Source organism: Candidatus Hinthialibacter antarcticus, assembly GCA_030765645.1.
In the GTDB taxonomy this organism is placed as follows: Bacteria; Hinthialibacterota; Hinthialibacteria; order Hinthialibacterales; family Hinthialibacteraceae; genus Hinthialibacter; species Hinthialibacter antarcticus.
In genome coordinates this window covers 1-25,040 of record JAVCCE010000050.1, presented here as the reverse complement: position 1 = coordinate 25,040, position 25,040 = coordinate 1, and the positions used below count along the sequence as shown (strand labels likewise).

General features: G+C 53.5%; 28 protein-coding genes. 4 read left to right on the top strand and 24 right to left on the bottom strand.

All coding sequences use genetic code 11. The features are described 5' to 3' along the window. The first annotated feature begins 75 nt into the window (after window positions 1-75). The gene (locus P9L94_11635) at window positions 76-291 is read left to right on the top strand and encodes a DUF1232 domain-containing protein (GenBank protein ID MDP8244726.1); all 216 of its coding nucleotides are present in this window, start codon (window positions 76-78) and stop codon (window positions 289-291) included. A gap of 493 nt (window positions 292-784) precedes the next feature. Here the strand turns inward: P9L94_11635 and bioA are convergent, their stop codons facing one another. From bioA to P9L94_11620, 3 genes are all read right to left on the bottom strand, one after another. After that, entirely contained in the window at window positions 785-2,158 is a 1,374-nt protein-coding gene (gene bioA, locus P9L94_11630) for an adenosylmethionine--8-amino-7-oxononanoate transaminase (protein ID MDP8244725.1), read from the bottom strand. A gap of 183 nt (window positions 2,159-2,341) precedes the next feature. Further along, a complete protein-coding gene (gene bioD / locus P9L94_11625) occupies window positions 2,342-3,091 on the bottom strand; it encodes a dethiobiotin synthase (protein MDP8244724.1) in 750 nt (249 codons plus the stop codon). 68 nt (window positions 3,092-3,159) lie between these two features. Beyond that, window positions 3,160-4,353 carry an MFS transporter gene (locus tag P9L94_11620; protein ID MDP8244723.1) on the bottom strand — a complete coding sequence of 398 codons (1,194 nt, stop codon included), beginning with the start codon at window positions 4,351-4,353 and terminating at the stop codon, window positions 3,160-3,162. A 399-nt stretch (window positions 4,354-4,752) separates the two neighbouring features. On the opposite strand from P9L94_11620, the gene P9L94_11615 reads away from it, so the two are divergent. Continuing rightward, window positions 4,753-6,978, top strand: a complete 2,226-nt coding sequence (locus tag P9L94_11615; protein ID MDP8244722.1) for a VCBS repeat-containing protein — start codon at window positions 4,753-4,755, stop codon at window positions 6,976-6,978. A 419-nt stretch (window positions 6,979-7,397) separates the two neighbouring features. Here the strand turns inward: P9L94_11615 and P9L94_11610 are convergent, their stop codons facing one another. The 4 genes from P9L94_11610 to P9L94_11595 form a co-directional block, all read right to left on the bottom strand. Continuing rightward, the gene (locus tag P9L94_11610; GenBank protein MDP8244721.1) at window positions 7,398-7,775 is read right to left on the bottom strand and encodes a TraR/DksA family transcriptional regulator; all 378 of its coding nucleotides are present in this window, start codon (window positions 7,773-7,775) and stop codon (window positions 7,398-7,400) included. Next, entirely contained in the window at window positions 7,717-8,049 is a 333-nt protein-coding gene (locus P9L94_11605; protein MDP8244720.1) for a hypothetical protein, read from the bottom strand. Before P9L94_11605 ends, P9L94_11610 begins: the two co-directional genes overlap by 59 nt. A 138-nt stretch (window positions 8,050-8,187) precedes the next feature. Continuing rightward, on the bottom strand, window positions 8,188-9,255 hold the full coding sequence (locus P9L94_11600) for a D-cysteine desulfhydrase family protein (GenBank protein MDP8244719.1): 1,068 nt from the start codon (window positions 9,253-9,255) through the stop codon (window positions 8,188-8,190). A gap of 24 nt (window positions 9,256-9,279) precedes the next feature. Then, window positions 9,280-9,762, bottom strand: a complete 483-nt coding sequence (locus tag P9L94_11595) for a polymer-forming cytoskeletal protein (GenBank protein ID MDP8244718.1) — start codon at window positions 9,760-9,762, stop codon at window positions 9,280-9,282. Between the two features lie 220 nt (window positions 9,763-9,982). Here P9L94_11595 and P9L94_11590 point away from each other — a divergent pair, with 220 nt between their 5' ends. Continuing rightward, window positions 9,983-10,945: a substrate-binding domain-containing protein gene (locus tag P9L94_11590; GenBank protein ID MDP8244717.1), complete on the top strand. Its 963-nt coding sequence runs from the start codon at window positions 9,983-9,985 to the stop codon at window positions 10,943-10,945. A 12-nt stretch (window positions 10,946-10,957) separates the two neighbouring features. On the opposite strand, the gene P9L94_11585 is transcribed toward P9L94_11590, so the two are convergent. The 3 genes from P9L94_11585 to P9L94_11575 form a co-directional block, all read right to left on the bottom strand. Beyond that, window positions 10,958-11,125: a hypothetical protein gene (locus tag P9L94_11585; GenBank protein MDP8244716.1), complete on the bottom strand. Its 168-nt coding sequence runs from the start codon at window positions 11,123-11,125 to the stop codon at window positions 10,958-10,960. Next, on the bottom strand, window positions 11,115-12,653 hold the full coding sequence (locus P9L94_11580; protein MDP8244715.1) for an anti-phage dCTP deaminase: 1,539 nt from the start codon (window positions 12,651-12,653) through the stop codon (window positions 11,115-11,117). The genes P9L94_11585 and P9L94_11580 overlap by 11 nt, the downstream gene beginning before the upstream one ends. Before the next feature lie 210 nt (window positions 12,654-12,863). Beyond that, the gene (locus P9L94_11575; protein MDP8244714.1) at window positions 12,864-13,334 is read right to left on the bottom strand and encodes a GNAT family N-acetyltransferase; all 471 of its coding nucleotides are present in this window, start codon (window positions 13,332-13,334) and stop codon (window positions 12,864-12,866) included. Between the two features lie 134 nt (window positions 13,335-13,468). Between P9L94_11575 and efp the strand changes: the two genes are divergently transcribed. Continuing rightward, a complete protein-coding gene (gene efp, locus P9L94_11570; GenBank protein ID MDP8244713.1) occupies window positions 13,469-14,032 on the top strand; it encodes an elongation factor P in 564 nt (187 codons plus the stop codon). A gap of 98 nt (window positions 14,033-14,130) precedes the next feature. On the opposite strand, the gene P9L94_11565 is transcribed toward efp, so the two are convergent. The 14 genes from P9L94_11565 to P9L94_11500 all read right to left on the bottom strand — a co-directional run bounded on the left by P9L94_11565 (window position 14,131) and on the right by P9L94_11500 (window position 24,619). After that, on the bottom strand, window positions 14,131-16,194 hold the full coding sequence (locus P9L94_11565) for a hypothetical protein (protein ID MDP8244712.1): 2,064 nt from the start codon (window positions 16,192-16,194) through the stop codon (window positions 14,131-14,133). Next, window positions 16,172-17,071 carry a phosphoribosylaminoimidazolesuccinocarboxamide synthase gene (locus P9L94_11560; GenBank protein ID MDP8244711.1) on the bottom strand — a complete coding sequence of 300 codons (900 nt, stop codon included), beginning with the start codon at window positions 17,069-17,071 and terminating at the stop codon, window positions 16,172-16,174. Before P9L94_11560 ends, P9L94_11565 begins: the two co-directional genes overlap by 23 nt. Before the next feature lie 273 nt (window positions 17,072-17,344). Beyond that, window positions 17,345-17,656 (bottom strand): hypothetical protein, encoded by a 312-nt coding sequence (locus P9L94_11555; GenBank protein ID MDP8244710.1) that lies wholly within the window; start codon window positions 17,654-17,656, stop codon window positions 17,345-17,347. After that, on the bottom strand, window positions 17,653-17,862 hold the full coding sequence (locus P9L94_11550; GenBank protein ID MDP8244709.1) for a hypothetical protein: 210 nt from the start codon (window positions 17,860-17,862) through the stop codon (window positions 17,653-17,655). Before P9L94_11550 ends, P9L94_11555 begins: the two co-directional genes overlap by 4 nt. A gap of 12 nt (window positions 17,863-17,874) precedes the next feature. After that, on the bottom strand, window positions 17,875-18,669 hold the full coding sequence (locus P9L94_11545; protein MDP8244708.1) for a hypothetical protein: 795 nt from the start codon (window positions 18,667-18,669) through the stop codon (window positions 17,875-17,877). Window positions 18,670-18,740: 71 nt separating this feature from the next. After that, entirely contained in the window at window positions 18,741-18,992 is a 252-nt protein-coding gene (locus P9L94_11540; GenBank protein ID MDP8244707.1) for a hypothetical protein, read from the bottom strand. A 51-nt stretch (window positions 18,993-19,043) separates the two neighbouring features. Next, window positions 19,044-19,682 carry a hypothetical protein gene (locus tag P9L94_11535; protein ID MDP8244706.1) on the bottom strand — a complete coding sequence of 213 codons (639 nt, stop codon included), beginning with the start codon at window positions 19,680-19,682 and terminating at the stop codon, window positions 19,044-19,046. Between the two features lie 16 nt (window positions 19,683-19,698). Next, window positions 19,699-20,499, bottom strand: a complete 801-nt coding sequence (locus P9L94_11530; GenBank protein ID MDP8244705.1) for a hypothetical protein — start codon at window positions 20,497-20,499, stop codon at window positions 19,699-19,701. Beyond that, a complete protein-coding gene (locus P9L94_11525) occupies window positions 20,499-21,452 on the bottom strand; it encodes a hypothetical protein (protein MDP8244704.1) in 954 nt (317 codons plus the stop codon). The genes P9L94_11530 and P9L94_11525 overlap by 1 nt, the downstream gene beginning before the upstream one ends. Before the next feature lie 10 nt (window positions 21,453-21,462). Next, window positions 21,463-22,143 (bottom strand): phage tail family protein, encoded by a 681-nt coding sequence (locus P9L94_11520; GenBank protein MDP8244703.1) that lies wholly within the window; start codon window positions 22,141-22,143, stop codon window positions 21,463-21,465. Further along, window positions 22,143-22,535: a hypothetical protein gene (locus tag P9L94_11515; GenBank protein MDP8244702.1), complete on the bottom strand. Its 393-nt coding sequence runs from the start codon at window positions 22,533-22,535 to the stop codon at window positions 22,143-22,145. The genes P9L94_11520 and P9L94_11515 overlap by 1 nt, the downstream gene beginning before the upstream one ends. Before the next feature lie 57 nt (window positions 22,536-22,592). Beyond that, the gene (locus P9L94_11510) at window positions 22,593-23,657 is read right to left on the bottom strand and encodes a hypothetical protein (GenBank protein MDP8244701.1); all 1,065 of its coding nucleotides are present in this window, start codon (window positions 23,655-23,657) and stop codon (window positions 22,593-22,595) included. 32 nt (window positions 23,658-23,689) lie between these two features. Then, the gene (locus P9L94_11505; GenBank protein MDP8244700.1) at window positions 23,690-24,097 is read right to left on the bottom strand and encodes a hypothetical protein; all 408 of its coding nucleotides are present in this window, start codon (window positions 24,095-24,097) and stop codon (window positions 23,690-23,692) included. A gap of 9 nt (window positions 24,098-24,106) precedes the next feature. Next, window positions 24,107-24,619, bottom strand: a complete 513-nt coding sequence (locus P9L94_11500; GenBank protein ID MDP8244699.1) for a hypothetical protein — start codon at window positions 24,617-24,619, stop codon at window positions 24,107-24,109. Window positions 24,620-25,040: the final 421 nt, after the last annotated feature.

Genomic DNA, 25,040 nt, shown 5'->3' with positions numbered 1-25,040 from the left:
ATATATAGCGAAAGATCAAGAGTTTACGAAATCGCGTCTTTTATCGAGCGAATCCGAACCACAAGGAGAAAAGATATGCGGTCTTTTATTGTTATCATTGTTGGTTTGATCGCTGCGGTCTATTTGATGAACCCGACGGCGGGGGTGTTTGAATTGATCCCAGATGCGTTTCCGGTAATTGGAAATTTAGATGAAGCCGGGGCCGCATTTTTGCTATTAAATTGTCTCGATTATTTTGGAATCAACCTGACGGGTTTACTGAAAAAAAAGAAGCAACCCACAGACGAGTAAAGCGCGTCTCCGCCTTAAGTTTCACAGGTTCTCCCCCCTAAGTTCGGGGGGAGTTAGAGGGCAATGTCATTGACTTAAGACTTTTAGCCCCCCTTTTTAAGGGGGGACGGCGCTGAAAGCGCCAGGGGGGATCAACATAAACCTGGCGAAATCCAAACGCCCGCCTTATGACGCAATAAGTTTCACAGGTTCTCCCCCCTAAGTTCGGGGGGAGTTAGAGGGGGGTTGGTTGATTTTTTGAATCGCTGCCGAAGCAACCTGTGATTATCAAACGAAAGTTAATGTAGCGACTATCTTGAAAATCAAGGCTAGTGCCATTGCGAGGAGGCCGAAGGCCGACGCGGCAATCTCGCAAATCGAAAAACGAGATCGCTTCGCTGCGCTCGCGATGACACGAATGTAGGGTGGGTTCTTTATACTTAACCCACCATGGTACTCTTTCGTTAATCCTCAAAGCGTCTTTGTCGTTGATTCCCATAAAAAATAGAGCGGGCTATTCACCTTCCAAAACCTCCGCCAGCGACCCATCGAGCGCGTCGAATAGAAAATCAATTTCATGCGGCTGGGTAATCAGCGGTGGAATCACCACCAGCGTATTGCCCAGCGGACGCAGCCACACCCCGCGCTTGCGCATCGCGAAACAGACTTGCGCTCCCATCTTTTGTTCAATGGCATACGCCATGTTTTTCGCGCGGCTTTGCGCAATGTCGATCCCGGCGATCAACCCGATGCTGTGAATATCCGCGATGTGATCGTTGGCGCCATAGAGCCGGTCTAACCGCGTCTGCAATCGCTCGACCGACGGCTGCATGGCTTCGAGCGAGTTGTCTTTTTCAAACAAATCGAGGCTCGCCAACGCCGCTGCGCACCCCATCTGATTTCCAGTATACGAGTGTCCGTGAAAGAACGTCTTAAACTCGCTATAGCCGCCCAAAAATTTTTCATAGATCGCGTCCGTCGCCAAGGTCGCCGCCAACGGAAGATACCCGCCGGTGATGCCCTTCGCGAGACACAACAAGTCCGGCGTCACGCCTTCATGCTGACAGCCGAACATCTTGCCGGTGCGCCCAAAGCCGACGAACACCTCGTCGCAAATTAAGAGAATGTTGTATTGATCGCACAGCGCCCGCAGCCCTTTGAGAAACCCCGGCGCCTGGGTGCGGATGCCGGACGCGCCCTGCACAACCGGTTCGATTATCACCGCCGCGCATTTCGCCGCGTGCGCTTTGAGCACCGCCTCGCAGGCGTCCAGCGCCTGTTGGCAAACCGCCTGCGGCCCTTCGGGGTTGGCGTACTTTGAATAGACCGGATACGGCGCGCGATAGGTCTTGAACAACAGCGGCCCGAAGATGCCGTGAAATAAATCCATGCCGCCCACGCTGACGCTGCCGATGGTGTCGCCGTGGTAGGCTTCTTCGAATGTGATGAACGAACAGCGCTCCATGTCGGGCGTCTTGGTTTGCCGCCATGACTGAAACGCCATCTTCAGCGCCACCTCGACCGAGGTCGAACCGTTGTCAGAATAAAACACTTTCGAGAGCCCCTCCGGCGTGGCGTCGACCAGGCGTTTGGCGAGTTCAATCGCGGGCGCGTTCGACGGCCCCAGCAGGGTCGAGTGGGCGATGCGCTGCGCCTGGTCGTGCATCGCCTGGTTGATCTCAGGCCGCGCGTGACCGTGCAGGTTCACCCACAGCGACGAGTTGCCGTCAAAATATTTCCTGCCCTCGGCGTCGTATAAATACGCGCCCTCGCCGCGCTCAACAATTAGCGGCGGTTCATTGGCGTAGTCTTGCATTTGAGTGAACGGGTGCCAGACGTATTGTTGGTCCCAGGCGACCAGCGTGGTTGGGTCAATGGATTTGGTCATGATGGTATCGTTTCATTTTAGATTTCTAAAAGCGTAATAAATAGCACAACTTGCTCCCTCTCCCAGTGGGAGAGGGTTGGGGTGAGGGTTTTTATTAATCCCTCATCCTCACCTTCTCCCAGAGGGAGAAGGAACTTGGTTGAGATAATAATTTCTTTAAATATGAGTTCGGTTTTAAATCATTTAATCAGTGCGCACACGATCATTCAATGATTCGGTAGAAGACTTCAAAAACGCGTCCCATTGAATCGCGTTCTCAATATGCTGCCAAAGTTGACTGCGGTTTTCTTTGTTGAACAAAGCGGGTTCCAGATAGGGAACCTTGCCAAGAACCTTCACTTCACCCACGCTCGCGATGGTTTCGATGTTGTTCTCGAGCAGGTCGGCTTCTCCATCAGGCGAGGGATGCGTAAAGATCACCCCCGCAAGTTGCAGCCCCATTGCCCTCACCGATTCAATGGTCAGCAGGGTATGGTTAATCACTCCCAGCCGGTTCGCCGCAACAATAAGAATCGGCAAGCCCAGGTCAGCCGCGAAATGCGACACACAATAGGCGCCCGCAATCGGAACCTGCCATCCGCCGATGCCTTCCACCAAAACGCAGGGGCGAAATTTCGACAGCGCCTCCACCGATTGCACAACCGCTTTCGGATCAATGACGACGTTTTCGACTTGCGCGGCGTAATGCGGCGAGGCGGGGCGCTTTAACAAAACAGGCGAGAGTTCGCTTGGGGAAACATCGAGGTCAACCAATGTCTGATAGAACAACACGTCTTCCGACGCCAAGGCGCCGTCATGTTCAATCGCGCCGCTGGCGATAGGCTTGATGGGCAGACATTTCACCCCCAGCTGATGCAGACCAAACGAGAGCAACCCCGTCACTACCGTCTTGCCGATTTCGGTATCGGTTCCTGTGATAAAAAATCCGCGCATAGAGCCAGTATAAACGAAGGGCGCCGCCGAAGCAGCGCCCTCTGAAAGTTTTTATCAATCTACAAGAATTACGCAACAGGCAACGGCGCGGGCAACATAACGCCCATCACGCCAGCCAGCACAACCAGAATAACCGCAACGCTCGCGGCGACGATCATACTGTCTTTGATGGTCTTGCCTTCGCCGCTTGAAATCGAGCCCATCCATGCGGGAACAAAAATCGCGCCCAAGAGGCCAACGCCGAAGATGATGCTAAAGCCGGTTCCAGCCACTTCACCCGGAACGCGGGCGAACATCAAACCAGCGACCGTCGGGAAGATTGGCGCAAACAACAAGCCCAGCAAAACCACGCAAACCGTCGCGGAGCCCTTGCTGTTAATGCCCTTCATGGCAAACAACACCACGGCGGAAACAGCGGCGAGGCCGAGAATAAACCAGGGGCCGTTCGAGCCTGACAAAACAATCAATTTACCGATACCAAGCGCCGTCACCAATCGACCGAGCATAATCGCAATCGAGAAGAACGACAGGTTGGTGTTGGCTTGGGTGGCGGATGCGCCCACGCTGGTCATGTAGGTGGTGATCCAGCCCGCCATTGAGACTTCCAAGGCGATGTAGCACATCAGCGCCAACGCGCAAAGAACAATCGTCGGGTTGGTAATCAAACCGCCCGCCGCTGACGCGCTGAAGTTTCCGCCGGATTCGGGAAACGCCGCCATGCAAGCAATCACTAATGGAGCAACCAGCAACAAGCCAAGAACGGTTAAGGCTTTGCCGAATGACATCTGCTTAAAGAGAATGGCGGACAACATCGGGGTGACGAATGCGCCCACGCCGAAGAACACGTTGCCCAGGTTGCCCGACTGGCCCGGGTCAGGAAAAACAATCGCCGGGTTGCCGAGAAGAACATTCCCCGCCGTGTTCATAAACATACTGCCGACGCCCAGGAACAAGCAGGCAACCACAGCAATCCCGTACGTCTTAGCCTGCCCCATAAAGAGCATCGAAGCCACTCCGGCGGCGAAGCCAACGATCGCGCAGGTTTGATAACCAAAGTTATCGGTTACGACTCCCGCGACCAAAACAAACACCAAATTACTGAAGTTGTAGACGGAAAACAACTTGCCCATTTGAGCGTCGTTAATGCCCAGGGTTTCCGTCAATTTCAATTTGATGCTTCCCAATAAAAACATGGTAAGCCCAAGGCCAAACACGCTGGTTACGGCCACGATATTCGCAAACATCATATTTTGTTCTTCCATTTGGAACGTTCCTCCCAAACCATGATATGCTTGCGGTTTACACAGCAAGCAGCGCGATTATTACATACCCCCCCTTGAGTATCAACGGGCGGAGATGAAAACCACCCTACATTATTGTAGGGCGGCGGTTGGCGAGCCGTATTACCCGGTTTTGAGCAAATGAATAGAAGTTCGGGGAGAGTTAGAGGGCAATGTCATTGACTTAAGACTTTTCGCCCCACTTTTTAAGGGGGGACGGCGCTGCAAGCGTCGGGGGGATCTCAAAACAGCATATACAAAGCGATAGATACCAGCAAATCATTGCCAAAACGGCTATAGTTGATGTTTGCGGGTAATTGCGATATTCATTCTATGCAGTGGCCTGCAACATTTAAGAATAGGTGTCCACCTAAATCGTTTATGAATATTTCCGTTCGCTGCTGTTGTCTCGTCTGCCTGGTTTTCATTTCGCCCTGGGTTTCCGCCTTTGAATCGGTGGTGTTCGTTCCGTCTGAACCGCTGACGTTGACGCCTCTCAATCCTGTTCATTTCGATGAATCAACCTCCTGGGCGCCCGAAGCCTTCGCCGACTTCAACGGCGATCTTCTGCCGGACCTGCTCTCGGCATCGTTCTCGGACAATTCGGTGGAGTTGTATTACCGCATCCGCGACGAAGGCTTTGAGCCGGGAAAATTTATCATTCAAGGCAGCAATACGCCCTTGAGTCTGGCGACTGGCGACTGGAACCTGGACGGAGCCATCGACTTCGCGGTCGGACTGTTAGGCGGTGAAACCATCATCGCCCTCAACCAGGGCAATGCAACATTCACGATAATCAAAGGCCAGTATGGCAGCCAAGTCGCTTCGGGCGATATCAACAACGATGGCGCCAATGACTTGGTCGCGCTGAAAGACGGCTTTTTCTCTTGGCGTTTCGCCGCGCCGGGCGAATGGAACGAAGACGCCTGGATGCAAGTTCCGTCTTTAATTTTCCCCATCGGCCTTCGTTTGGCTGATTTCAACGGCGACGGCAATCTTGATATTGGCGCCTTATCACAATTCACTCATTATTTCATTCACTTCGGCGACGGCGCGGGCGGGTTTTCGGAAGCAACCGATACCCCCATAGAATCGATTGGCCTTATTTCTAACAATTTCACAAATAGCGCCGACCTGAACGGAGATGGCCTTGCGGATTTAATCGGCTTCTCCATCCGAGACGATGACCAGCCCGCGCTTGAGATTTTTTTCCGGCGCGAAGATGGCTCATTTCAAAATAAGACCTCGTTTTTCTTTCCCTGGATCCATGATAACGACCAGTACGCCGTCTCCGATTTTAACGCCGACGGTTTTGATGACATCGCTGCGTTTCTTCGAGGCGAGTCGGGCGACGGCAGCCGCATCCGCATTATGTACGGCCCATACAACAATGGCTTTCAGTGGATCGACGACCTCTACGTGAGCGACGCCCGTCCATTGGGGATATACGCCATCAACACGCTGCCCAGCGGCGCCGCCGACCTGATGGTGATTTTCAACGAATCCAGCCACGCGGTCTATTTTCGCTGGACGGGACTTCAACCAACCACGCAAAATCGCGAAGCAACGACTCGGCGCGTCCCCGAAGACGTATTGACGTTGTCACAAGCGCTGCGCGAATCCGTTGAAGGCGATGTCATTTCACTGGCGCAGGGTGGGTATGACGACAACATCCTCATCAACAACGCAACCGTAACCATCAGCGGACGCCTCAACCAAGGCCTGCCCCTCATTACAGGGGAATGGGACATCAACGATAGCAACATCCATATCGACCTGATCGAAACCCGCGAGACAACCATCACCGCCGACAACTCCGCGCTGAACCTCACCCGCTCAAAACTTGGCGGCAGAAGTTCTCTCCGCAGTTTTCCCTATTCATCCTCGTTGCGCATCCCAAGCCGCCCGGCGCTTATCATTAAAAACGCCAGTGGGGTTATCTGCTCACTCAACCAGTGCGAGGTGCGCGGCGGAAAAATTATCGAATCGCCCATAGAATCGCACCTTAGCGAAAATGAAGCCAACGCAGGCGCTGCTGCGCTGATCGAATCGTGTACAAATTCGCAATTCCTTTTTTCCAATACGTACATCGAAGGCGGAGACGGCGGATTGTTTGGACGCCATACCTACACAACATTTTTAGGCGGGGCCGGATTATTGCTTCGTGATGCCGTCGATGTCGCCATTGAAAGCGAAAGTGCATCATTCATGGGCGGAGACGGAGCAGACGTATTTGGCTATTTGCCTCCGAGTAATAGCCCCGAACTGTTTTATCTGGCTGCAAAACGCGGAGGCGCGGGGATCAAAGCGGTGCGTTCGACTTTCACATTGGAAGACGGGCGCATCGACGGCGGCGTTGGCGGCGACGGCGGAGAGTTTGCGGAATCTGTTTTAGACAATGCTGCGATCATTACCTTCGATGGAGCGCAGGGCGGCGCGGGCGTGCAGGCGCTCGACCATTCAAGCGTCATGATTCGCGAAAGCGTCCTCAACGGCGGCCCGGGCGGCGAACCCAACGGCGAATACGGCCCCCGTATTGAGTTCGACGAAACCTCAACCATCGAACTCATCAACACCACCAACATACAACAATGGTTTTTGTATTAAGGCTCCAATCGCCAGGGGAAATCAAGCAGGAGCGCGAGCATCTATACTCGCATCGATAAACGCCGTTGTGGACAGCGCTTCGCACCCTTCGGATGCATGACGCGTCTCAAGTAGGGTGGCGTTGAGCGCAGCGAAACCCACCAATAAAAATTTCCCGAATTCAATAATCTAGAAGTAAACGGTAGGATTCATTAAATAACAAACCAAATCAGGCCTGGGCGCAAGCAACAAAAGAGCAAGTATTTATGAGATGGTTCGAGAAATCTCAATGCAATTTGAAAACCAGGGCATTTCGCCCCACTTTTTAAGGGGGGTGGCGCTCCAAACGCCAGGGGGATCACAAAACAGCACAAAAAAAACGGGACTCACACTCTGTGGGTCCCGCTCTCATTTTGTTTCGCAATTTTTGCCGCTGCGTTCTACAGCCCGCCGCCGGTTTCAACTTTCGACTGGCACCCTACACAGTATTTCGCAGCCGGAACCGCCATCAACCGCGCTTCGGGAATCTCATCCTCACACATGACGCAGATGCCATAGGCGCCCTCATCAACCAACGCCAGCGCCTCATTAATCGCGACCAGGCGCTCGCGGTCGTGTTCTGCCATGCCCATCATCATTTCGCGTTCGCGATAATCGTTGCTTTGATCGACCAAATCGCCGTGACCGCTCATTTCGCCCAAGCGGGCGCTTCCACTATCAAGCGTAGCGAGCAGCTTTCCGCGCTCTTGGATCAATTTATCATGCAAGTCCGTCAAACGGGCGGATTTCTTTTTGCTCAAAACAGGTTTCTTTTTCACAGTGGCTTTCTTCTTCGCGGGTTTGGCCGTTGCTTTTGGTGCAGATTTCCGAGTTGATTTGACAGTCGGCTTCACGGCTTTTTGGGTCGTGGTTTTCTTTTTGACAGAGGTCGCCTTTTTGGCGGTCGCCTTTTTTGTTGCAGTCTTCGGCTTTGATGCTGCCGCTGCGCTCTTCTTGGCAGTCTTCTTTTGGGTTGATCTGCTGGGTTTTGAAGGTTTCGCGACCATAACGATTTGTTTTAACTCGACTTGTTTTTTTGCCGCTCCTAATCAATTAAAGCAAAACGGCGCTTAAGATGTGGAACCTTACGTTCACCCTTCCTTTTTGTCAATAGATACGTTTGTTTTGCCTGTTGGAACACAGGGGAGAGATTGCAAAGAAGAATGAGCAAAGAACTGTCGATAGTGGTAACTACATTAGACCGTCGGGCCAGTTCGCGACCGAACCCCATTCTTCCGTCATTTGCTGCGAGAACGCCGACAGGCCGAAAATTCCACCGGTGTGGACAAACACCACCCGAGCGCCCTGGGCGATGCGCCCCGCCTGAATCTCGCCATGCAACCCAAAAAAGGCTTTGTTGGTATAAACCGGGTCGAGAATCAGGCCCTCCTGTTGAGCAACATGCCGCAGAAAGCGTAACTGTTCGGAATTCGTCTGCGCATATCCGCCCGCAATATAGCCGTCAATCAGGCGGCTTCTGTCTGGATTCACAGAAGGCGTCAAGCCAAACCGCTTGATCGCCTCGTCAACATCGTGCGCGGCTTTTTCGCCAAAGCCTTCAACCGTCCCGCAAACCAACACCCCGTGAATTTCCGCAGGCAGTTGATACAGCGCTGCGCCGAGAACCAGCCCGGCGTAGGTGCCGCATGATCCCACCGCACAGCAAATCACTTCAGGCGTCAAGCCGATCTGCTTGCATTGCTCGCCGATTTCTTGCGCCGCAGTCACATAGCCAAACAATCCGGTTGAGTTCGAACCGCCTGTCGGGATCGCGTACGCCTTTTTCCCTTGTTGATTAAAAGAGGCCTTGGTTTCTTCGAGGATATCTTCCACTCGCGCCGAGTATTCTTCTCGTGTGATATATTGCACCGTCGCGCCCGCCAGCAGATTGAGTTGCAGGTTGCCCGACGCCGCATCGGGCGCGTCTCCCGCCAGGATGAGATGGCAATCCAACCCAAATTTTCGCGCAGCGATGGCGGTGGCGCGGGCATGGTTGGAGGTCACCGCCCCACAGGTAATGACCGTATCGCACTCCTGGTCGATTGCCTCAGCAAAAAGATACTCGAGTTTACGGATTTTATTGCCAGACAGCGCAGAACCCGTCAGGTCGTCACGCTTGACATAAAGGTCAACGCCCCACTCTTCGCTAAGACGATCGAGGCGCTCCAGCGGAGTCGGCGTTCGTGCAATGGAAATTCGGCGGGGAAGATTCATCGTCAGTTTAAACAGCAACACCCATCGTGATGATGGGTGTTGCATCGTCTTTTATGTGGTACGCAGAGGCTATTTGCCGCCTTGGGCCTGCGCCTTATCTTTCTTGTTATCGTCTTCTTGTTTTTGCGGCGGACGGCTTTGCTGGCCTTTGTTTCCGTCGCGGGGCTGCACGTCCGACTTACCGATGAAGACCACGCCTTCTTCGATTTTCAACTTGGCGGCAGTGATATCACCGCGCATTTCAGCCGAGCTGCGAAGTTCGACCAAATCTTTGGCTTGGATGTTTCCGGTGATTTTGCCTTCGACAATAATGCTGCCGACAGAAATTTCACCCGTCACTTGTCCGGTATCGCCAATAATCAGATAGCCGTCTGTTGAGATATCGCCGTTAAATTTGCCTTCAATACGAAGACCGTCTTTAAACTTCAGCGTACCTTCAAATTCCGTATCTTTGCCAAGGGTTGTATAGGGACGTTCGTCCCAGCGGGATGAAGAGTTGGGGCCGCCCGTGGGCGCGCCTTGACCTGAACGTTCGTTACGAAGGATATCCACCGTTTACATCCTCCAACCAGAGTATATTCGAAACCTAGAGTCTTTGAGAAAACCGGTTCGCCCGTAATTGCAATAGCAATGGGGATTCAACATACCAACCAAACCGTACTATGTCAATTATACTGAGCCTCTTTGCCTCGATTTTTCAGTTAAACCGACTTACGCTTTCGTTAAACGGTAACCACAAACCAGCCGCCGCTCAACAGGAGATTCTAGATCAATGACCGTTCTTCCCCGTTTTTCTCTCTTTTTGGCCTTCATCGGGCTATTCATTGGCTGCAGCGAACAAAAACCGGCGCCCAAAGCCCCAGCCCCCATGCGCACATATACATTGTCTATTTGTCCGTCCAGCGACGACATTTCGACGCAGGCGATCCAGCGCGGCGCCCAAAGAGAGATTGAGCATCTGTTAAAAACCCGCGTACAAATCGACCTTCGTTGGCAGCCCGTCCCCGCCAATCCAGAAGAACAGGCGGCGGCGATCCGCGCTCTCAAGTCGCAGGGCGTCCAGGGCGCGGCGATTTCCTGCCTGCAAGACGACGCGGTCAAGCAAGCGATTGACGAAGTCGTTGAAGGCGGCGCATCGGTGATTACCTTTCAACATGATTCGCCCGACTCAAAGCGCAGTTCCTTTTTTGGAATCCGGGCCTTGCATCTGGGCGGGCTGGCGACGCGCGTCTTAGAGAAAGAACTCAACGGCGCCGGCTCAATCGGTATTTTGGCGGATTCACCCTCCAGCGCCGAAACCGCCGAGATGATCGACGGCGCCAACAAACGCCTCGAAGCCGAAGACAATGCGCTTCGCCTGGCAACCATTATCTACTGCGAGGGCGACCCGCAACGCGCCTGGCAACAGATGCGCGAGGCGCAGCAATCCACGCCGGGTTTAAGCGGCTGGTTGTGGTTGGGGCCGTGGCCGCTGATGGCGCCGGAGCCGCCGTTTGGGCAATTGCAGGGCGCCAAGGTGGTTTCATTGGGGTTGTCGCGGGAGACGCTGCCGTTTTTGCAGGAGCAAAAAATCCATGCGTTGATCGGGCGCGACTATGAAGCCTGGGGGGCGGAGTTGGTGCGCATTCTGATCGACGTGGTCGACGGGACAAAAACCTTCCGCGAACAGAACTGGGTGCGCCCCACCGTCTTGACCCAAGACATCATTAAACGCAATCGCTTGAAGGCGGAGTGAACTGAGGGGAAACTATGCTTTTTCTTTTTTTGTATTATATGAGATATTAGAGTTTAATCCACTTGGACCAAGAACATCTTGCTTCCACTTAGGCCACTGGCTTACGGCATCAGTCGCTTTGTCAAGATTCTCATAGAATTTCGTGCGTATTTCTTTAATATCGCCCTTATCATTTTCCATTTTTCGCCTCCCTTAAACCTGATTCTTTCAATATGACATTAAATTTATGAGCAGCATTTTTCTCAATTCCTATATATGAAGACGGAATCATCTGAACCCTTAACTTGCTCTTCTCAGCGTCCCATTTAATTACTTTGCCAGCATCATCTTTTCTCGTCAATGGGAAACCAGAACTTAAATTCATAGAGAACAAATCGAAAAATTTTCTCGGGCCAACCCCTATAAAGGGTTCAAAACGCACTTTTGAGTCATTAATTGAAGATGGTTTTGTTAATTCGATTGAATCAGAATGGAATTCTTCAGCCTTACTTTTGGGATATGGCTCGACATAAACAACACGTTTGATACCTGCTGCCACAATATGTTTGGCACAATTGTGGCAAGGAAAAGTTGTGCAATAAAGAGTGGCATTAACACAATTAATATTCTGTCGTGCACAGGATAAAATAGCCTCCATCTCAGCATGAACGACACGACCATACTCTGTAATATCTCCAATGCCAGAATCTTTTAGTATATTTTTTATGTTTTCTTTACTTTCAGTTATATCTAATTTTTCTGAAATCTGTTTGGTAATTTCATCTATTATTTTTTCTTTTTCAATTTTATTTGAATCAAATCCTTTTTTATAATCTCGTCCATTTTCTTCATCAATATACTTGTTTTCTTCATTGTTATATTGTTGCCAATATAAACCACCTCCAAATTTAGGGCAATCGTTTGCTCCCGTTGATAAAATAAGATTATTGTTTGTAATGACTGCGCCAACTTGTCGAGATAAGTCTGCCGATCTTAATGAGGAAGAATAAGCCATAAACATAGCATATTCGTCGAAAGTGGGTGTTGCATAAGGATAACCAAACAATATACAAAAAATGCGATTTATTTGGCTAGCAAGAAGTTTATCACTATCATCTTCATAAATAAAAAAATCGGACAGATGAAATGTTTCTCTTGTTTTTTGGCCATATTTTAAATTTTCATCTTGATCTCGATCTATAAGATTTGACGCATTTTGATCATTAATATGTTTTACATCTTTTAAATAGTTTTTTCTTTCATTCTCATCCGAGAAAATACCAATTAAGAAAAAGCCATCTGGATACACTGTTCTTAATAAGGCAACTTCCTCAGGATGTTTAAGTGAATTTATTATGTAAGCATTTCTAGGTTTTAATTCGCCCCCTGCATTATCTTCTCTAATATCATATACATTAGAAACTGCCCCAAGCGCTAGGATAGAATTGTTCTTTGAATTTTTCCTTAATTTATTCCCGGCATCCATCAATAATGTGGTTCGGCTAAATTCATCTGTAGTAGTATCGAGATCAATACTTTCATCAATTTTTTGAATAACATCTTTTGAGACACGAACTTCATTTGGGGTATATTTATATTCCTTTAATTCATCTTTGATTAAACTAGCAATGTGAGATATTTTAGAGCCGACTGCGCCTACTAAACCAATTACCAACTCAGAATCAGCAAACTTATTTTCTAGAATATTTTTGTGAATGGATTCTGACATAGAAACACTCAGAGAATCAAAATAGATTACAAGCAGTGTAATATGCAGGGCAATTGTTGTCAATAAAAATTTGGTATTTATTTATACTCCTGGCTGAGCAGAACGCGCTCGCGAAGCAGCCCACCGCGAATTCAAAAAAGCGAAAACGTAATTCCTTCTCCCTCTGGGAGAAGGTTAGGTTGAGGGCAATAAATTCGCGGCAATCCGCCCTCACAACACTTTTCTCATGCGCAGGTTGACCCGCTCGTAGTGAGAAAGCGCGTCATCTTCAAACGCCTCAAACCCCACACTTTCATACAAATGGATCGCCGGCCCGAGTATCGTATTGGTTTCAAGCACCACCTCGCGCGCGTCCTGCGCCCGCGCCCAATCGACGGCGGCGTTCAACAGCGCCCGCCCGATGCCGCGCCCTTGCAGCGTCTCGTCAACCGACATCTTACTCAGTTCAAAAACGCCGTCGTCCAGCTTCACCATCGCCGCCGTGCCAACCACCGCGCCGTCTAACTGGGCGAGCAGCACCGTCCCGCCCGGCGCGATGATCTCTTCTCCGGGGCGTTCTAACAATTGGCGGTCGATGTCTTCAACGATGAAATACTTTTCGATCCAAGCCAAATTCAGTCGCATAAAATCGGCTTGATATTGCGGCTGGTATTCGATGATTTCCACTGGCGTTTGTTTCATTGTCTCTGCTGCCTTATACAAATGATGTGCAATGAAGCGCAGGTTGTAGAGTATTCAGGTTGAATCTATACTTGCTCGCCTCAGAACATTAAACGAGTATAGCAAAACCCTTTCGATTGCATGGAGAGCAACACATGGGCGTTACCATTAAGCCGACCGAAGTCCGTAGCGGCACCAAATTGGAAATTGACGGCGAAGTCTACACCTGCACCAAGTATGAGCACTACTCGCCGGGCAAGGGCCAGGCCATTATCCGCATCAAGATCAAACACATGAAAACCGGCCGCGTGTTAGACAAAACCATCAAAACCAACGACAGCGTCGAAAAAGCGGTGTTGGACCCGAAAAAAGTCGAGTACCTCTACCGCGATGAAGAACTGCACTTCATGGATTCAACCACCTACGAACAGTTTTCGCTTCCGCCCGAATCGCTGTTGGGCAAAGACGTTTGGTTGAAAGACAACACCGAAATCTCTCTGCTGTTTTGGAAGGGCGAGCCGGTCGACGTCGAAATTCCCCTGCATCAGGTATACAAAATCACCGAGACCGATCCCGGCCTCAAGGGCGATACCGTCTCCGGCGGCAACAAACCCGCGACCCTCGAAACCGGCGCGGTGGTGCAGGTACCGCTGTTCGTCAACATCGGCGACAGCATCAAAGTCGACACCCGCGACGGCACCTACATCGAACGCGCGTAAGATCAAACCGATCAAAATTACGATCCCCGCTTGAGTTTTCCAGGCGGGGATTTTTTATTGTGGACAACAGAAGAGAAACCGAATCCGGCCTCGAAGCCTCACGGCTTTTTGATGCGGTACAACTCCACTCGCTGATGTTGCCGCGCCAATTCGAAATAGGCGGGGTTGTCTAAATAGGCGAGGTGCCCCAACGCTGCGGTGATGGGGTGGGTGGCTTCATCGGGAATGCGCAAATAATAATTCACGCCCCGCCGCAATAGTTCCTGGTGGACTTCGTCGTACGGGCGTCCATAGAACGGCGTCAATCCGCAGTCATCCAGGTGAATGATGCCGATATCGTCGCGGTATACATGATGGCGGTTGTCATGGGTGAGCATTAGCGAAAGCGGTTCCAGGTTCTCATTGATATACCGCCACACCGGCGCGATTTCCGGGTAGCGATAGGCGTAATACGACTGCGGCTTCATGCCCGGCGAAGCGAAGATGGGCAGCGACGGGTCGCCGATTTTGCTCCCCATGATCGACGCCGACAGCCCCGGCGCAAGGCTGACCAGTAAAATCAAAACCGCATACGCCGTCCGCCAGCGCGGCGTCATGCCCGCCAAAAACCGCGCCGCATACACGCTCAATAATGGAAACAGCGCGATGGTGTGATACAAATATAAACCCGAAATCACATACTGATATAACGCATACAAAAACACCAGCAACAACACAACAAAGTCAAATCCCCGTGCGCGCCCCCATCCAAAAAACAACGCCGGAATCAACAGCCCGCCCGTTAACGGCGCGATGCGCCAGTCGAGCAAGAAAATTGGAACGCTGCCGATAATGCGCTCCAACAGGGTATCGCCCAGTTGCGCAAAGCCGTTGCCGTGCGCCAGCCATTCCTGGTTCGCCGACGCCAACACCTCGAGGTTGATGTTCATCCCGCCGAAAATTTCAGGGAAAAACGCATACACCGGGTTGCCGGTGACAAGATAGTTTCTCAAGTACCAGATCATCGCCAATGCGAACCATAGGCAAGATGAACCCAATAGTGATGAAAACCGCGCCTGGCTTTTTTGCCGAAACAGCGCCCACAAAAACGCCGCCGCGACACAGGGCCAAACGATCACGCCCAGATAATTAATCTGGGGAAAAATCGCCGCGACCAACAAAAACGGCTGAGCGCGCCGCGCACTGGGCGCGTCCAAAAACAGCGCGGCGAACAAGAGAAAAATACAGGTGAACAACATCACCAGGGCGTAGTCGGACGCATACACAAAATACGACGACACAAACGGCAGCGCCCGAAACGCCAACACCGCCAACACCGCCGTGAGCCGTTGTTTGAAGAGATGCAGAAACAAATAATACATAACGATGATCGACGACACGCCCGCCAGCGGCGCCGTCCACTGGGCATAGAGGTCTGACCAACTGCCGAACAGCGTCGCGGTCGATGCTTGTTGCAACGAATAGAGATGAGGGTAATTCGCGCCCAGCCCCAGGCCGACTTGCAAACAAGGCTCAATCGGCGGGAACCCGCCGTGCAGATAGGTCAACTTGCTGTAATTGACATACAGAATCAGCGAGTCCCAATAATCAACCGGGTAGAGAACCGAGTAGTAAATTCCAAAAAATGAAATCAGCCCCAACAGCGCCCACGCCGCGCCGAACAGCCAACGTTCGCCCGTGGTTTGCAGCGCCTCGGCCTCGAAGGAGGGGCGGCATCGCGAGCGCCCGATAAAGCGTTGCGCCAAAGTCAACACAATTAAAAACAACGCCAATACCATTGAGATGCTGGCGCGGTTCAAGACAAGAAAGATCGCCAAAAATTGCATGGCGAAGTGGACCAGGCCTACGCCCAAAAACGGCGCAAGCGAAAATTCTAAAATTTTTGGTAGTTGAAAAAACAGGCGCAAAAACAAAACGCCGATCACGGCGTGAATGGCGAGATAGATAAACTGAAACAGCGTCGCCGTCCAAAATCCCTCAGCAAACGCCAGTGACCATTGCCCCAACTCGCGAAAGAGCGAAACGAAGATCGCGCCGAAAAACGGCTGGTTGAGCGGGACCTGCGAAAACAAGACAAACCAAACGCCGAGCCAAAGCAGCGCGGCGCCATAGAGAATATGCGTAACAATCGAAGAGCGGTCAGTCGTTGTCCCACTCCTCACCCGTGATGGTGCGATAGGCTTCGAGATAGCGCTCGCGGGTGCTGCGAATGATTTCATCCGGCAAATCGGGCGCGGGCGGGGTGCGGCCCCAATCGAGCGTCAATAAATAATTGCGTACGAACTGCTTGTCCATCGGGTCTTGCGGCTTGCCCGCTTCATACTCCGCCGCCGCCCAAAAACGCGACGAGTCAGGCGTCAGCAATTCATCAATGAGTAAAATTTCACCGTCAAGATAGCCAAACTCAAACTTCGTATCGGCTAAAATCACGCCGCGCTCTTTGGCGTAGGCGGACGCTTCGCGGTACAGCTCGATGCTGCGGGCGCGCAGTTCGTCGCCCTCGGCGCCGCCCACGATGACCAGCATCTCGTCGAACGAAATATTCTCATCGTGTCCGGCGCTGTTTTTGACCGCCGGGGTGAAAATCGGCTTGGCCAGCGGGCCCGATTCAACCAGACCGCTTTCCATTTTAACGCCAGCAATCACTCGCGTTTGTTGATATTCCACCCAGGCCGAACCCGCCAGATAACCGCGCACCACGCATTCAACCAAAATCGGTTCGGTCTTTTTGACCAGCATCGAGCGCTTACGTAATTGCTCAGGATGCGAACGAAACGGCTCGGGAAAATCTTCAACTTCGGTTGAGATGATGTGGTTAGGCTCGGCTTCGCTGAGTTTGTCGAACCAGAATTTTGACATCTGCGTGAGAATGGCGCCCTTGTCAGGCACGCCTTGCGGCAGGATGCAGTCGAACGCGCTGATGCGGTCGGTGGCGACCAGCAACAGCGAATCGCCCAGGTCAAAAATATCGCGCACCTTGCCGCGCTGGGTCGGTTCTACGCCGGGAATCTCTATCTTTGTGATTGCGTTGGTCGCCATGCTCGTCCCTCTAGAATGATTGATTGCTAAACGCCTACTGCCATGATACAACCCAAAGCCGCCGCTCCAAACATCAACAATGATATTAGATACCATCTCATCAATAATGATACCGAAAACATCTTCCTGCATAACGAAAACTGACAAACCAATTTTGGCATGGGCGCAACTCTGAGAGCGCCTGTGAATCAGGGCTTAAATGCCCGCACTGAAGCGAGCAGAGTTGCGCCCATGCCCCACGCAGCGAAAAATCAAATATTATTGAAATGTCGTCTAAACTTCAATTTCAATGGGGATGCCGCCGATGCTGCGTTTGACGCCGACGCCGTCGTTCAGAACTAACTTCCCTTGATAGACGCCCGCCGAGGCGGAGTCGTCCGCCGTCACCGTGTATTCCGCCACGCCCATCGCCGCGTCAGGCTTGGCGCAGAGCGTACGCCCAAGGTTGAGTGGCGCCTCGCCGTCCGACAAAACAAAATCGACCGACAGCGCGGTCAAATCAACAGGAGCGCCGCTTTCATCGCGGCAATAAAACGTCAGTTTGATTCCAGAATCATGTTGGCAAAGCCGTATGGGCGTATTCATTCGCTGGCCTCCTCATGCGCCCCGCCGGGAAACAAAACTTCGACTGCGATCCGCCGGGGGATAGTGACATGCAACAAAATTTGATAGACGGCGCCGTCGCGCTTGGCGCGTGCGCCCGCCCACGAAACGCCTGTCGTCCGTCCGCTGCGACGCAGGACGGCGTCGCTCTCAGGCGTCGATGAAAATCCGCTGCCGGGTTTTAACATAGCGCTGTCTCCTTACTGCCACGCTTGATCGGGCGAGAGATAAAACACGCCGTCATCCGGCGGGCTGATGGAACGCACTTCAACCGACGCCTTGGTTGACGTCACCGCGTCCGGGTAAAAATAGACGCGGTAGAAGGTCTCGCTTGGCGTGACAAACCCGATGTCGTCCGGCGCCGCCAGTTGCACTTCGAGATGAGACGGCATGTCGGCGGGCACCTTTCGCGTTGCGCTCTCGACCGTATTTTGCGCATACCACAACCGCGCCCGCGACAATTCGCGCGCAGTGATGGCGGCGTATTCAGCGGCGGGGTCTAAGGTGGATTCTAAATGGGCGGTGACCGATTCGATGCGCCCGTTGAAATTCGAAATGGTATAAGCGTAGTAAGGCAAGTACGCCGCCTCGCTGAGCGGCGTGAGACCATTAAGCCCGCTGGCTTCGGCGCCGATGCTTTGGATGCCGCGGCCTTTTTCGACCAGGTTAAAATTTTTGTGGGTATACCCGGTGGTCTCGCCGATCACGCCGGAGACCAAAACAATATACGGCCCGGCTTGCTGTCCGGTGGTCGAATACACACCCAGCGCAATCCCCTGTCGCAGTTCAGTAAGAGCGCCGCCCGATATTTCATCGCCCTGAAAAATGATCGAGTAGCTCATGCTCGTGGGCGTAGTCGCCTCACCGGTAACCGGGTCGGCGGCGGCGATGGCGAACGGCACCTCGTCGCCTTCTTCAAATACGCCGAGATGATCCTGTGCGCAAACGCTGAGTGCGCAGACGCAACATGCAAGCCATAGTGATAGATGCTTCATGGTGTTTTCTCCTCTGTGTTGTTTTATTCATAAAAAAAATTTGTTGAGGCAAGGCGCCGCCGGTCTCGTGTTTACATCTGAGTGAACATCCACTTCAACAACGCGGCCAACATGGCGCCCGACAACCCGCCCCAAATCGCCGCGCTGGTTTTGACGCTGGCGACGTCGAGACGGCTGCGCTGCAGCTGCTTGTTCATTTCTTCGAGCGAGGCGCGGTTGTACATCAGCATCGACTCGACCGATTCCAACTTGGCGCGCACCCGTTCCATCACCGCTTTGAGTTCAACCACTTCACGGCAGTAGTCAAAAGTACATTCATTCATGGCTCAATCCTGTTCTTAATCTGGGGCGGGTGTATCTCTGTGACACGGCTGCTAGAGTTTTTGCCAGCCGCTGGATGTATACACATACGCGCCGTCTTGGTTGTCATCGCTGGCGTGGTCAAAATAAATCACTTGCCCGACCGCGCCCGCAGGCAGCGACGTAAACACGTGCAGCTGCAACGCGCCGCCGATAGTGAGATTGTTTTTGACGCTGACGTCGCCCGCATCGCCCGCAATGGTCATCAAATCTTCGGCGGTGTCGGAATGAAATTTGATGTTGCGATCGGAGGTGATATCGAGATCAAAGGCCGAGACGCCAATCTTGTAGGCGTGGCTGTAGAAACGAATTTTATCTCCCAAAAAATCAGGAAACTCCATACGCGTCGTCGGCACGATCACGGCGCCCGCCGTCCCGTTGTTGGTCGGGTCGAGATAGAGATCAAGGTTGGAGCGCAGCAACGCATGGCCGCCGTCTCGACGAATAAAAAACACGTGTTCATCGCCGGGAAACGCAAGCGTCGCGGCTTCAACGGTTGAAGTCGCCGCAATCAAATCGCCGTACAACGCGCCGCCGTTTTTTTGAATAAACGCGTCTTCGATCTGGCTGGCGTTGATGCGTGTTTGGGTGAATCCCGACAGACACGGCGCCGTCAGCAATGCAATCAATAGCATGTAACGAATGAGGCTCATGGTTTTGTCCTTTCTATTAAACGTCAGCGATACGTTCGATCAGATAGCGATGCACCAGCAGCGCCGTCGCGGGCGGGGCGGCGAGAAACTGATATGCCTTACCGCCTTCGTCCTCGTAATAATCAACGCCGTTTTTTTGCAACACGCCATTGAGAAACACCTGCAAGCTCCCCGCGCGAAAATAATCTTGCGTTGAAAATTCGCTCCGTACGCCGTCCGGCGCCTCGGTCGGCGCGGCGTCGATGGAATGGCGATGGGCGTCGCCGTGCGCAAAGCGGGGCCGGGCGTCGATCAAGTACGAACCGGCGTCGTTGTCTTCGTTGAGAATTTGGCCTGCGCCCGGGCGGTGATAGAGTTGCGCCAGGGCGAGCGCGTTATTCGGCGTTGTTGGCGCAATCGGCGTTTCGGCTTCGTCGCCTTCGACGATGAGTAATTCGCCGCTGCTGGATAAGGCGACCAAGTCCACGCGCGGGTGGGTTGTCGGCGCGATGAATGCGCCTTGGTTTGGCAAGACGCTCTGGTCGGCAAGCCCTGCGAATCCCGTTTCAACAATCGCCCAGCCGGGATTCACGCGAATGGTCATGTCAGGCGTATCGGCCTCGACGGCGCGTAATGCGTCTGCGTTATTAGTTGCGATCACGGCGAGTTCACCGCGAGTAAACAGCGCCGAACAGACGGTGTGCAACAGATCGAAGCCCGCTTCGATATTGCCGTTCCAGCGGTTCATTTTTGTGGACGCGACCGGGGTTTCTTTATAAATAAATAACGGTGAGGCGTTGCCCGCGCGTTGCGCATCGTAGGTTCCATAAATGCCCATTAGTTAGCCTCCCCAATGGATGGAATCGTGCGCAGTCCATCACCCTGACGCATCGACGCGCTAACGGCGCCCTCGATGCTGCTTGCGTGTGCAAGCTGCTCATGCAAGACCACGCCTTGTTCCGCCAAGGAACGCTCGATCAAATCGTGGCTGCGTTCGCCTGCGTCGCGGCGCCAGGCGGCTTCGACGCTGCCGCGCAGGCTCTCGTCCCAGTCAGAAATCGGGGCCGCATCGTCAATCAGGCCCTGCGCGTTGAGATAGTCAAAGACGGGATCGCCGCGCTGCGCGACCATGAATACGGTGGCGTCAGCGTCACCCGCCGAACGGGCGCCGGTCACGTTCGTGGAGCGGTCGGCGCTCTTGTAAACCAGAGAGCCTTCGAGCACTTCGCTGACCGAATCGATCAAGCGGTAGCAAATTTTTTCGCCGTAGCGTTCGCCGGGCCGATGGCTGCACTGGTTGTTTTGCGCGTTGCAAATCGAGCAACGCCAGCGGTTGAATTTCCACGCGAGCGACACCTCGCGATAGATGCCGCCGTCGATGTTCAATAGCAAATCTTTTGCGCCGGAGGTGTCGCGCAGCCAGTAAAACCAAGCGCGCACAAAATGCGCGGGCTGCATCTCGCCGTCGCGCTCAACGACCTCCGCCCGAAAAAAACGCGCCAACGGCAACGAGCGCCGGTCATGCCCCGGCAATACCGATTGCCCCACGATCAAACGGGCGATTTGCTGCAACGCCGCCAGCGTGAACTGACAGCCGTCCGCGTCGCAAGGCTGGGTCGAACACAAATACATACTGCGTACGAAGACCTGTTCCGCCCGCAGCGGCGCAGCGCTCAGTTGGTTGATCGCCGCCAGGTCTTCGGCGGTGACGGCGTCGTCTTGGAACCCCGGCGCCTCGCGCGAATAGACCAACGCAGGCGGGCCGTTTTCTACAATTGCGTTTGCAGTCATTGCTTCTCCTTTATACCCACACATCGCGGTAGGCGACCTGAAATTGCGCCTCGGCGCTGGACGGCGTCAGCGTGATTTGCAGCGTGTTGGCGCCCGGCTCCAACATAGGAAACTGTTGGTTGCTTGCGGCGAACGCATTGCGTCCGTTGATGCCTACTGCGCGATTGTCTGAATCAACCACCAGGGTTTCGCCAGAGTTCACAACATCGGTGAGCGTGAAGGTTTCACTCGCCGTTTCGATTGTGACGGTTTGAATCAGCGATTTGGCTTCAATGGAAATCTGCGCAGGGCTGCTCCAATTGCCGCGATTAAACACCGACGCCTGCGCGTTCGATAAATAGGTTTCGCCCTCAAGTTGGTGCAAGGTTTCGCTGCGCGCATAGCGGTCGTTCGTCCATATCAACAGATCGACGCCCGCCGCCAGGCTGCGACGCTGCGGCGCAAGTTCAAACGAGCGACGCCGCCCATAATGAATTTCACCCGGACGCAAACTGAGCGTCGCCTTGCCGCAGTCGAAGGCTTCAACCGCCGCCTGTAATTCTTGCAAGCGCTTGTCTAATTCACGCGGCGAGGCCGCGCGTAACAACGAGCGGATGCGAAGTTCTTTTCGCACCTTGCTATTGGCTTCCACCATCATGCTTTGAACATGAGTGGCTTTTGTTGGGAACAAAAATCCGCCGATGCGCGTCATCACGCTTCCTCCCGCGCCATTTGCAACGGCGCAGGCCGGGCGCTGCGCGAATACGGCGCCAGCATCCCCCAGGCTTCTTCACGAAAGCGGTCGGCCAAGGCCAACTGGCTTTCCACCGCGCTATGCTCGTTTATGCGCACGCCCGTCAAGGTAAGGTCTTGGGCGTTCACCGCCGTCGCCGCCGCCTTGGCTTGAAACCACACCGCCAGCGTTAAATTAATTTCCGCCCGCGCAATCGCCGCGTTCACTGGCGAGTCGTCGGTTAGCGTTGTCTGCGCCAAAATTTCTTCATGCGCTTGTTGCAAACTTTCGCGCAACTGTTCGGACGGAACGCTGTCGTAGTCGCGTAGAAATGTTTGCTTGCGCAGTTCTTGTTCGCTTACAAATGGCATTCGCCTACCTCCTTGATGAACCAGGGCGGACGCAACCAAGCGCCCGCCCCGCAACCATTACGACCAGGTGATGTGTAGCACTTTGGATGCGGCGGTGATGGCCTTGGCGAACCCGGCGGTTTCTGAAATCGCAGCGCCTTCAATCTGGCGGCGAATCAAACGTTCGCTTTCGACGAACACGCCAGTTTCAAAAACTTCCTGCAAGGCAAAGCGACGGTCGAGGCCGATGATGCGGTTATCAGCGACGGCGTCATCCACAAGAAGTTCAGCGCCGAACAAGCGGAGCGGTTCGCCTTTGACCTGGAAGTCTTTGGAGACGACCGGGTCTTTGATCTCAGACACGTTCATCAGTTTCAGCGCGGTGGTCGGGTTGCAGATCATGACGTTGAGTTCGTAGGGGTCGAACGACAACGCGAATTCGGCGAGGTCGTCATAATCGAGCGTCCCGCTTACGTCGGTGTTCAGGGTGGACGCGGCGTTGTCGTTGCCGTCGCCGTCAACCAAAACTGCCACCGCGTCTTCAAATTTGTCGCGCTGAATTTGCAGCCCGATGGTGCGCAAGAACACCGCCAACACTGACGTACGTTTGCGGCGGATGGCTTCATAGGTCGCCTGCAAGTAGCGCCCGTACTTGCTCACGTTGACGGTGTGCTCGGCGGATTTAATTTCAACCATCGGCAAGTTAGCGCCTTCGCCGATCAACGCCAGCGCTTTGTCTGCGGGGGCAATCACCGAGTCATCCATATAGATGCTCTTGTAGGAGCTGTCGTCAATTTTGACCCGTCCAGCCAGCACCTTTTTCAATTTCGCAAAATCTTCATACCCGGATTGCACCGCGCGCGACACAAATTCGGGAAACAAGACGGTGCTTTCTTGCGAGGCGAAAAAGCGGTCAACGATGTCAGCGTCGTCGCCGTTCACGCGGATGCCTGCCAGCGCCAGTTGGCGTTCAAAGGCGTCCAGTTGGGCGTTTGATTCTGAGGGGTCGAGCGACTCCAGATAACTGGTGAGATCCATGCTGCGTTGCGCCGCTTCGGCGTACATGCCTTCATGCAGCGCCACCGTGGCCGCGCGTTGCAATGATTGCGGCAACGCGTCGAGTTTTTCTTCGGCAATAAACATTGGGTGTTCTCCTTTTGAGAATTTCGTTCTTCTTATAACAAGGCGTCGCAGGCATTGGCGTCAGCTGAGAGGGTCACGCCGCGCGCAATGTTTCCGCCCGCAGGGTCGCCGGTCGCGCCGTCGATGGCGGGGGCCTGATAGACCTTGCCTGCGCCGTCAACCACCAGCGAGTCGCCCACGCCGGGAGCGGTTTTTGCGGTGTTGATGATGAACCGCGCCACGCCTGCGATTTGCACAGTGGCCAGCCCGCCCGCGACGTGTTCTAAGCGGCCCAAAATGCGGTCGCCGTCTGAGCCGAATCCGACTTCATAACTATCTTCCAGCCCGACTGCTTTGCCGACGTCATCGCTATCCAGGTCGTAGGTTCCCGGCGTGGTTTCGTGGATGGCGAAGGTCGCGTAGAGCGCTCCGATTCCGTTGTTGTCTACTGTTCGAGTCATTTGCGCCTCCTAGTGGTATGCTGCTGTGTGTTTGGGGGATTGGACATTTGCCGGCTGCGACTTGCCCGGCATTCGATACGCTGTGAGCGCAGCCGCCGTGGTTGGCGCCGCCTCTTCAGCGGCGTTTCGCGACAGTGGACGGGTGGGATAGAGCGCGCAGAATTCCGTCGTCGCCGCCCGGTGCAGACTGCGCACGGTTTCGGGCGAGGCTTCGCTTTCTTTCAGCGCGTCTTCTACCATCCGCACCCGCTCCCGGTCGCCAGTGAATTGCGCTGTCGCCCGTACTCGCGAGAGCGTTTCTTCTCGCAAACGCTCCAGCTGGTTGCGCCCGGTTTCAGCCAGCGCCTTCATTTGCTCTTGTTCTTGTTGCATTGATGTGATGCGGTGTTCGAGACTTGCCTCGCGCTGGCGTTGTTCTTCCAGCGTGTGTTCGAGGTTCATGCAGTGCAGCGCCAGGCGGCGCGCGTCTAACACGCCTGCCAGCGCCTGGCTTGCGCCGTTTGAAAGACCAGTATCGTTCATGGGGTATCCTCACGAAACAAATGTTCAGTTGGTATCATCAATGATGTGAGGAGACGCAGATTGGGCGGGTTATTTTTTTGATGATTGGCGGATTACGTAATGCAAGATCAGAAATAACAGTTAGTTAATGAATAAATCCCCTCGACTAAAGTCGAGAGGATTTGGTTAAGCAATTACGTTTCACCCTCCCACCGAGACGGGGGGAGGGTTTCTATGCCAGGTGTTCGCGCTGCTTATCATTCGTGCGGGGAGAGCGAGGCTCCCGCCGAGCCGCGTTTGAATAAAAACGGATATATATCCAAGCCCTCACCCCAACCCTCTCCCAGTGGGGAGAGGGAGCAAACTTTCGGTTTTATCCGGCTCACCAGGAGGTTCGCCCTCCCCACATCATTCGAAATATTGGTGGGTTATTACCTGCCGT

Bases quoted from the DNA above. Each gene is read 5' to 3' on its own strand.
- P9L94_11635 (MDP8244726.1), top strand. From the start codon at position 76: ATGCGGTCTTTTATTGTTATCATTGTTGGTTTGATCGCTGCGGTCTAT.
- bioA (MDP8244725.1), bottom strand. From the start codon at position 2,158: ATGACCAAATCCATTGACCCAACCACGCTGGTCGCCTGGGACCAACAA.
- bioD (MDP8244724.1), bottom strand. From the start codon at position 3,091: ATGCGCGGATTTTTTATCACAGGAACCGATACCGAAATCGGCAAGACG.
- P9L94_11620 (MDP8244723.1), bottom strand. From the start codon at position 4,353: ATGGAAGAACAAAATATGATGTTTGCGAATATCGTGGCCGTAACCAGC.
- P9L94_11615 (MDP8244722.1), top strand. From the start codon at position 4,753: ATGAATATTTCCGTTCGCTGCTGTTGTCTCGTCTGCCTGGTTTTCATT.
- P9L94_11600 (MDP8244719.1), bottom strand. From the start codon at position 9,255: ATGCAACACCCATCATCACGATGGGTGTTGCTGTTTAAACTGACGATG.
- P9L94_11590 (MDP8244717.1), top strand. From the start codon at position 9,983: ATGACCGTTCTTCCCCGTTTTTCTCTCTTTTTGGCCTTCATCGGGCTA.
- P9L94_11585 (MDP8244716.1), bottom strand. From the start codon at position 11,125: ATGGAAAATGATAAGGGCGATATTAAAGAAATACGCACGAAATTCTAT.
- P9L94_11580 (MDP8244715.1), bottom strand. From the start codon at position 12,653: ATGTCAGAATCCATTCACAAAAATATTCTAGAAAATAAGTTTGCTGAT.
- P9L94_11575 (MDP8244714.1), bottom strand. From the start codon at position 13,334: ATGAAACAAACGCCAGTGGAAATCATCGAATACCAGCCGCAATATCAA.
- efp (MDP8244713.1), top strand. From the start codon at position 13,469: ATGGGCGTTACCATTAAGCCGACCGAAGTCCGTAGCGGCACCAAATTG.
- P9L94_11560 (MDP8244711.1), bottom strand. From the start codon at position 17,071: ATGGCGACCAACGCAATCACAAAGATAGAGATTCCCGGCGTAGAACCG.
- P9L94_11555 (MDP8244710.1), bottom strand. From the start codon at position 17,656: ATGAATACGCCCATACGGCTTTGCCAACATGATTCTGGAATCAAACTG.
- P9L94_11550 (MDP8244709.1), bottom strand. From the start codon at position 17,862: ATGTTAAAACCCGGCAGCGGATTTTCATCGACGCCTGAGAGCGACGCC.
- P9L94_11545 (MDP8244708.1), bottom strand. From the start codon at position 18,669: ATGAAGCATCTATCACTATGGCTTGCATGTTGCGTCTGCGCACTCAGC.
- P9L94_11540 (MDP8244707.1), bottom strand. From the start codon at position 18,992: ATGAATGAATGTACTTTTGACTACTGCCGTGAAGTGGTTGAACTCAAA.
- P9L94_11535 (MDP8244706.1), bottom strand. From the start codon at position 19,682: ATGAGCCTCATTCGTTACATGCTATTGATTGCATTGCTGACGGCGCCG.
- P9L94_11530 (MDP8244705.1), bottom strand. From the start codon at position 20,499: ATGGGCATTTATGGAACCTACGATGCGCAACGCGCGGGCAACGCCTCA.
- P9L94_11525 (MDP8244704.1), bottom strand. From the start codon at position 21,452: ATGACTGCAAACGCAATTGTAGAAAACGGCCCGCCTGCGTTGGTCTAT.
- P9L94_11520 (MDP8244703.1), bottom strand. From the start codon at position 22,143: ATGACGCGCATCGGCGGATTTTTGTTCCCAACAAAAGCCACTCATGTT.
- P9L94_11515 (MDP8244702.1), bottom strand. From the start codon at position 22,535: ATGCCATTTGTAAGCGAACAAGAACTGCGCAAGCAAACATTTCTACGC.
- P9L94_11510 (MDP8244701.1), bottom strand. From the start codon at position 23,657: ATGTTTATTGCCGAAGAAAAACTCGACGCGTTGCCGCAATCATTGCAA.
- P9L94_11505 (MDP8244700.1), bottom strand. From the start codon at position 24,097: ATGACTCGAACAGTAGACAACAACGGAATCGGAGCGCTCTACGCGACC.
- P9L94_11500 (MDP8244699.1), bottom strand. From the start codon at position 24,619: ATGAACGATACTGGTCTTTCAAACGGCGCAAGCCAGGCGCTGGCAGGC.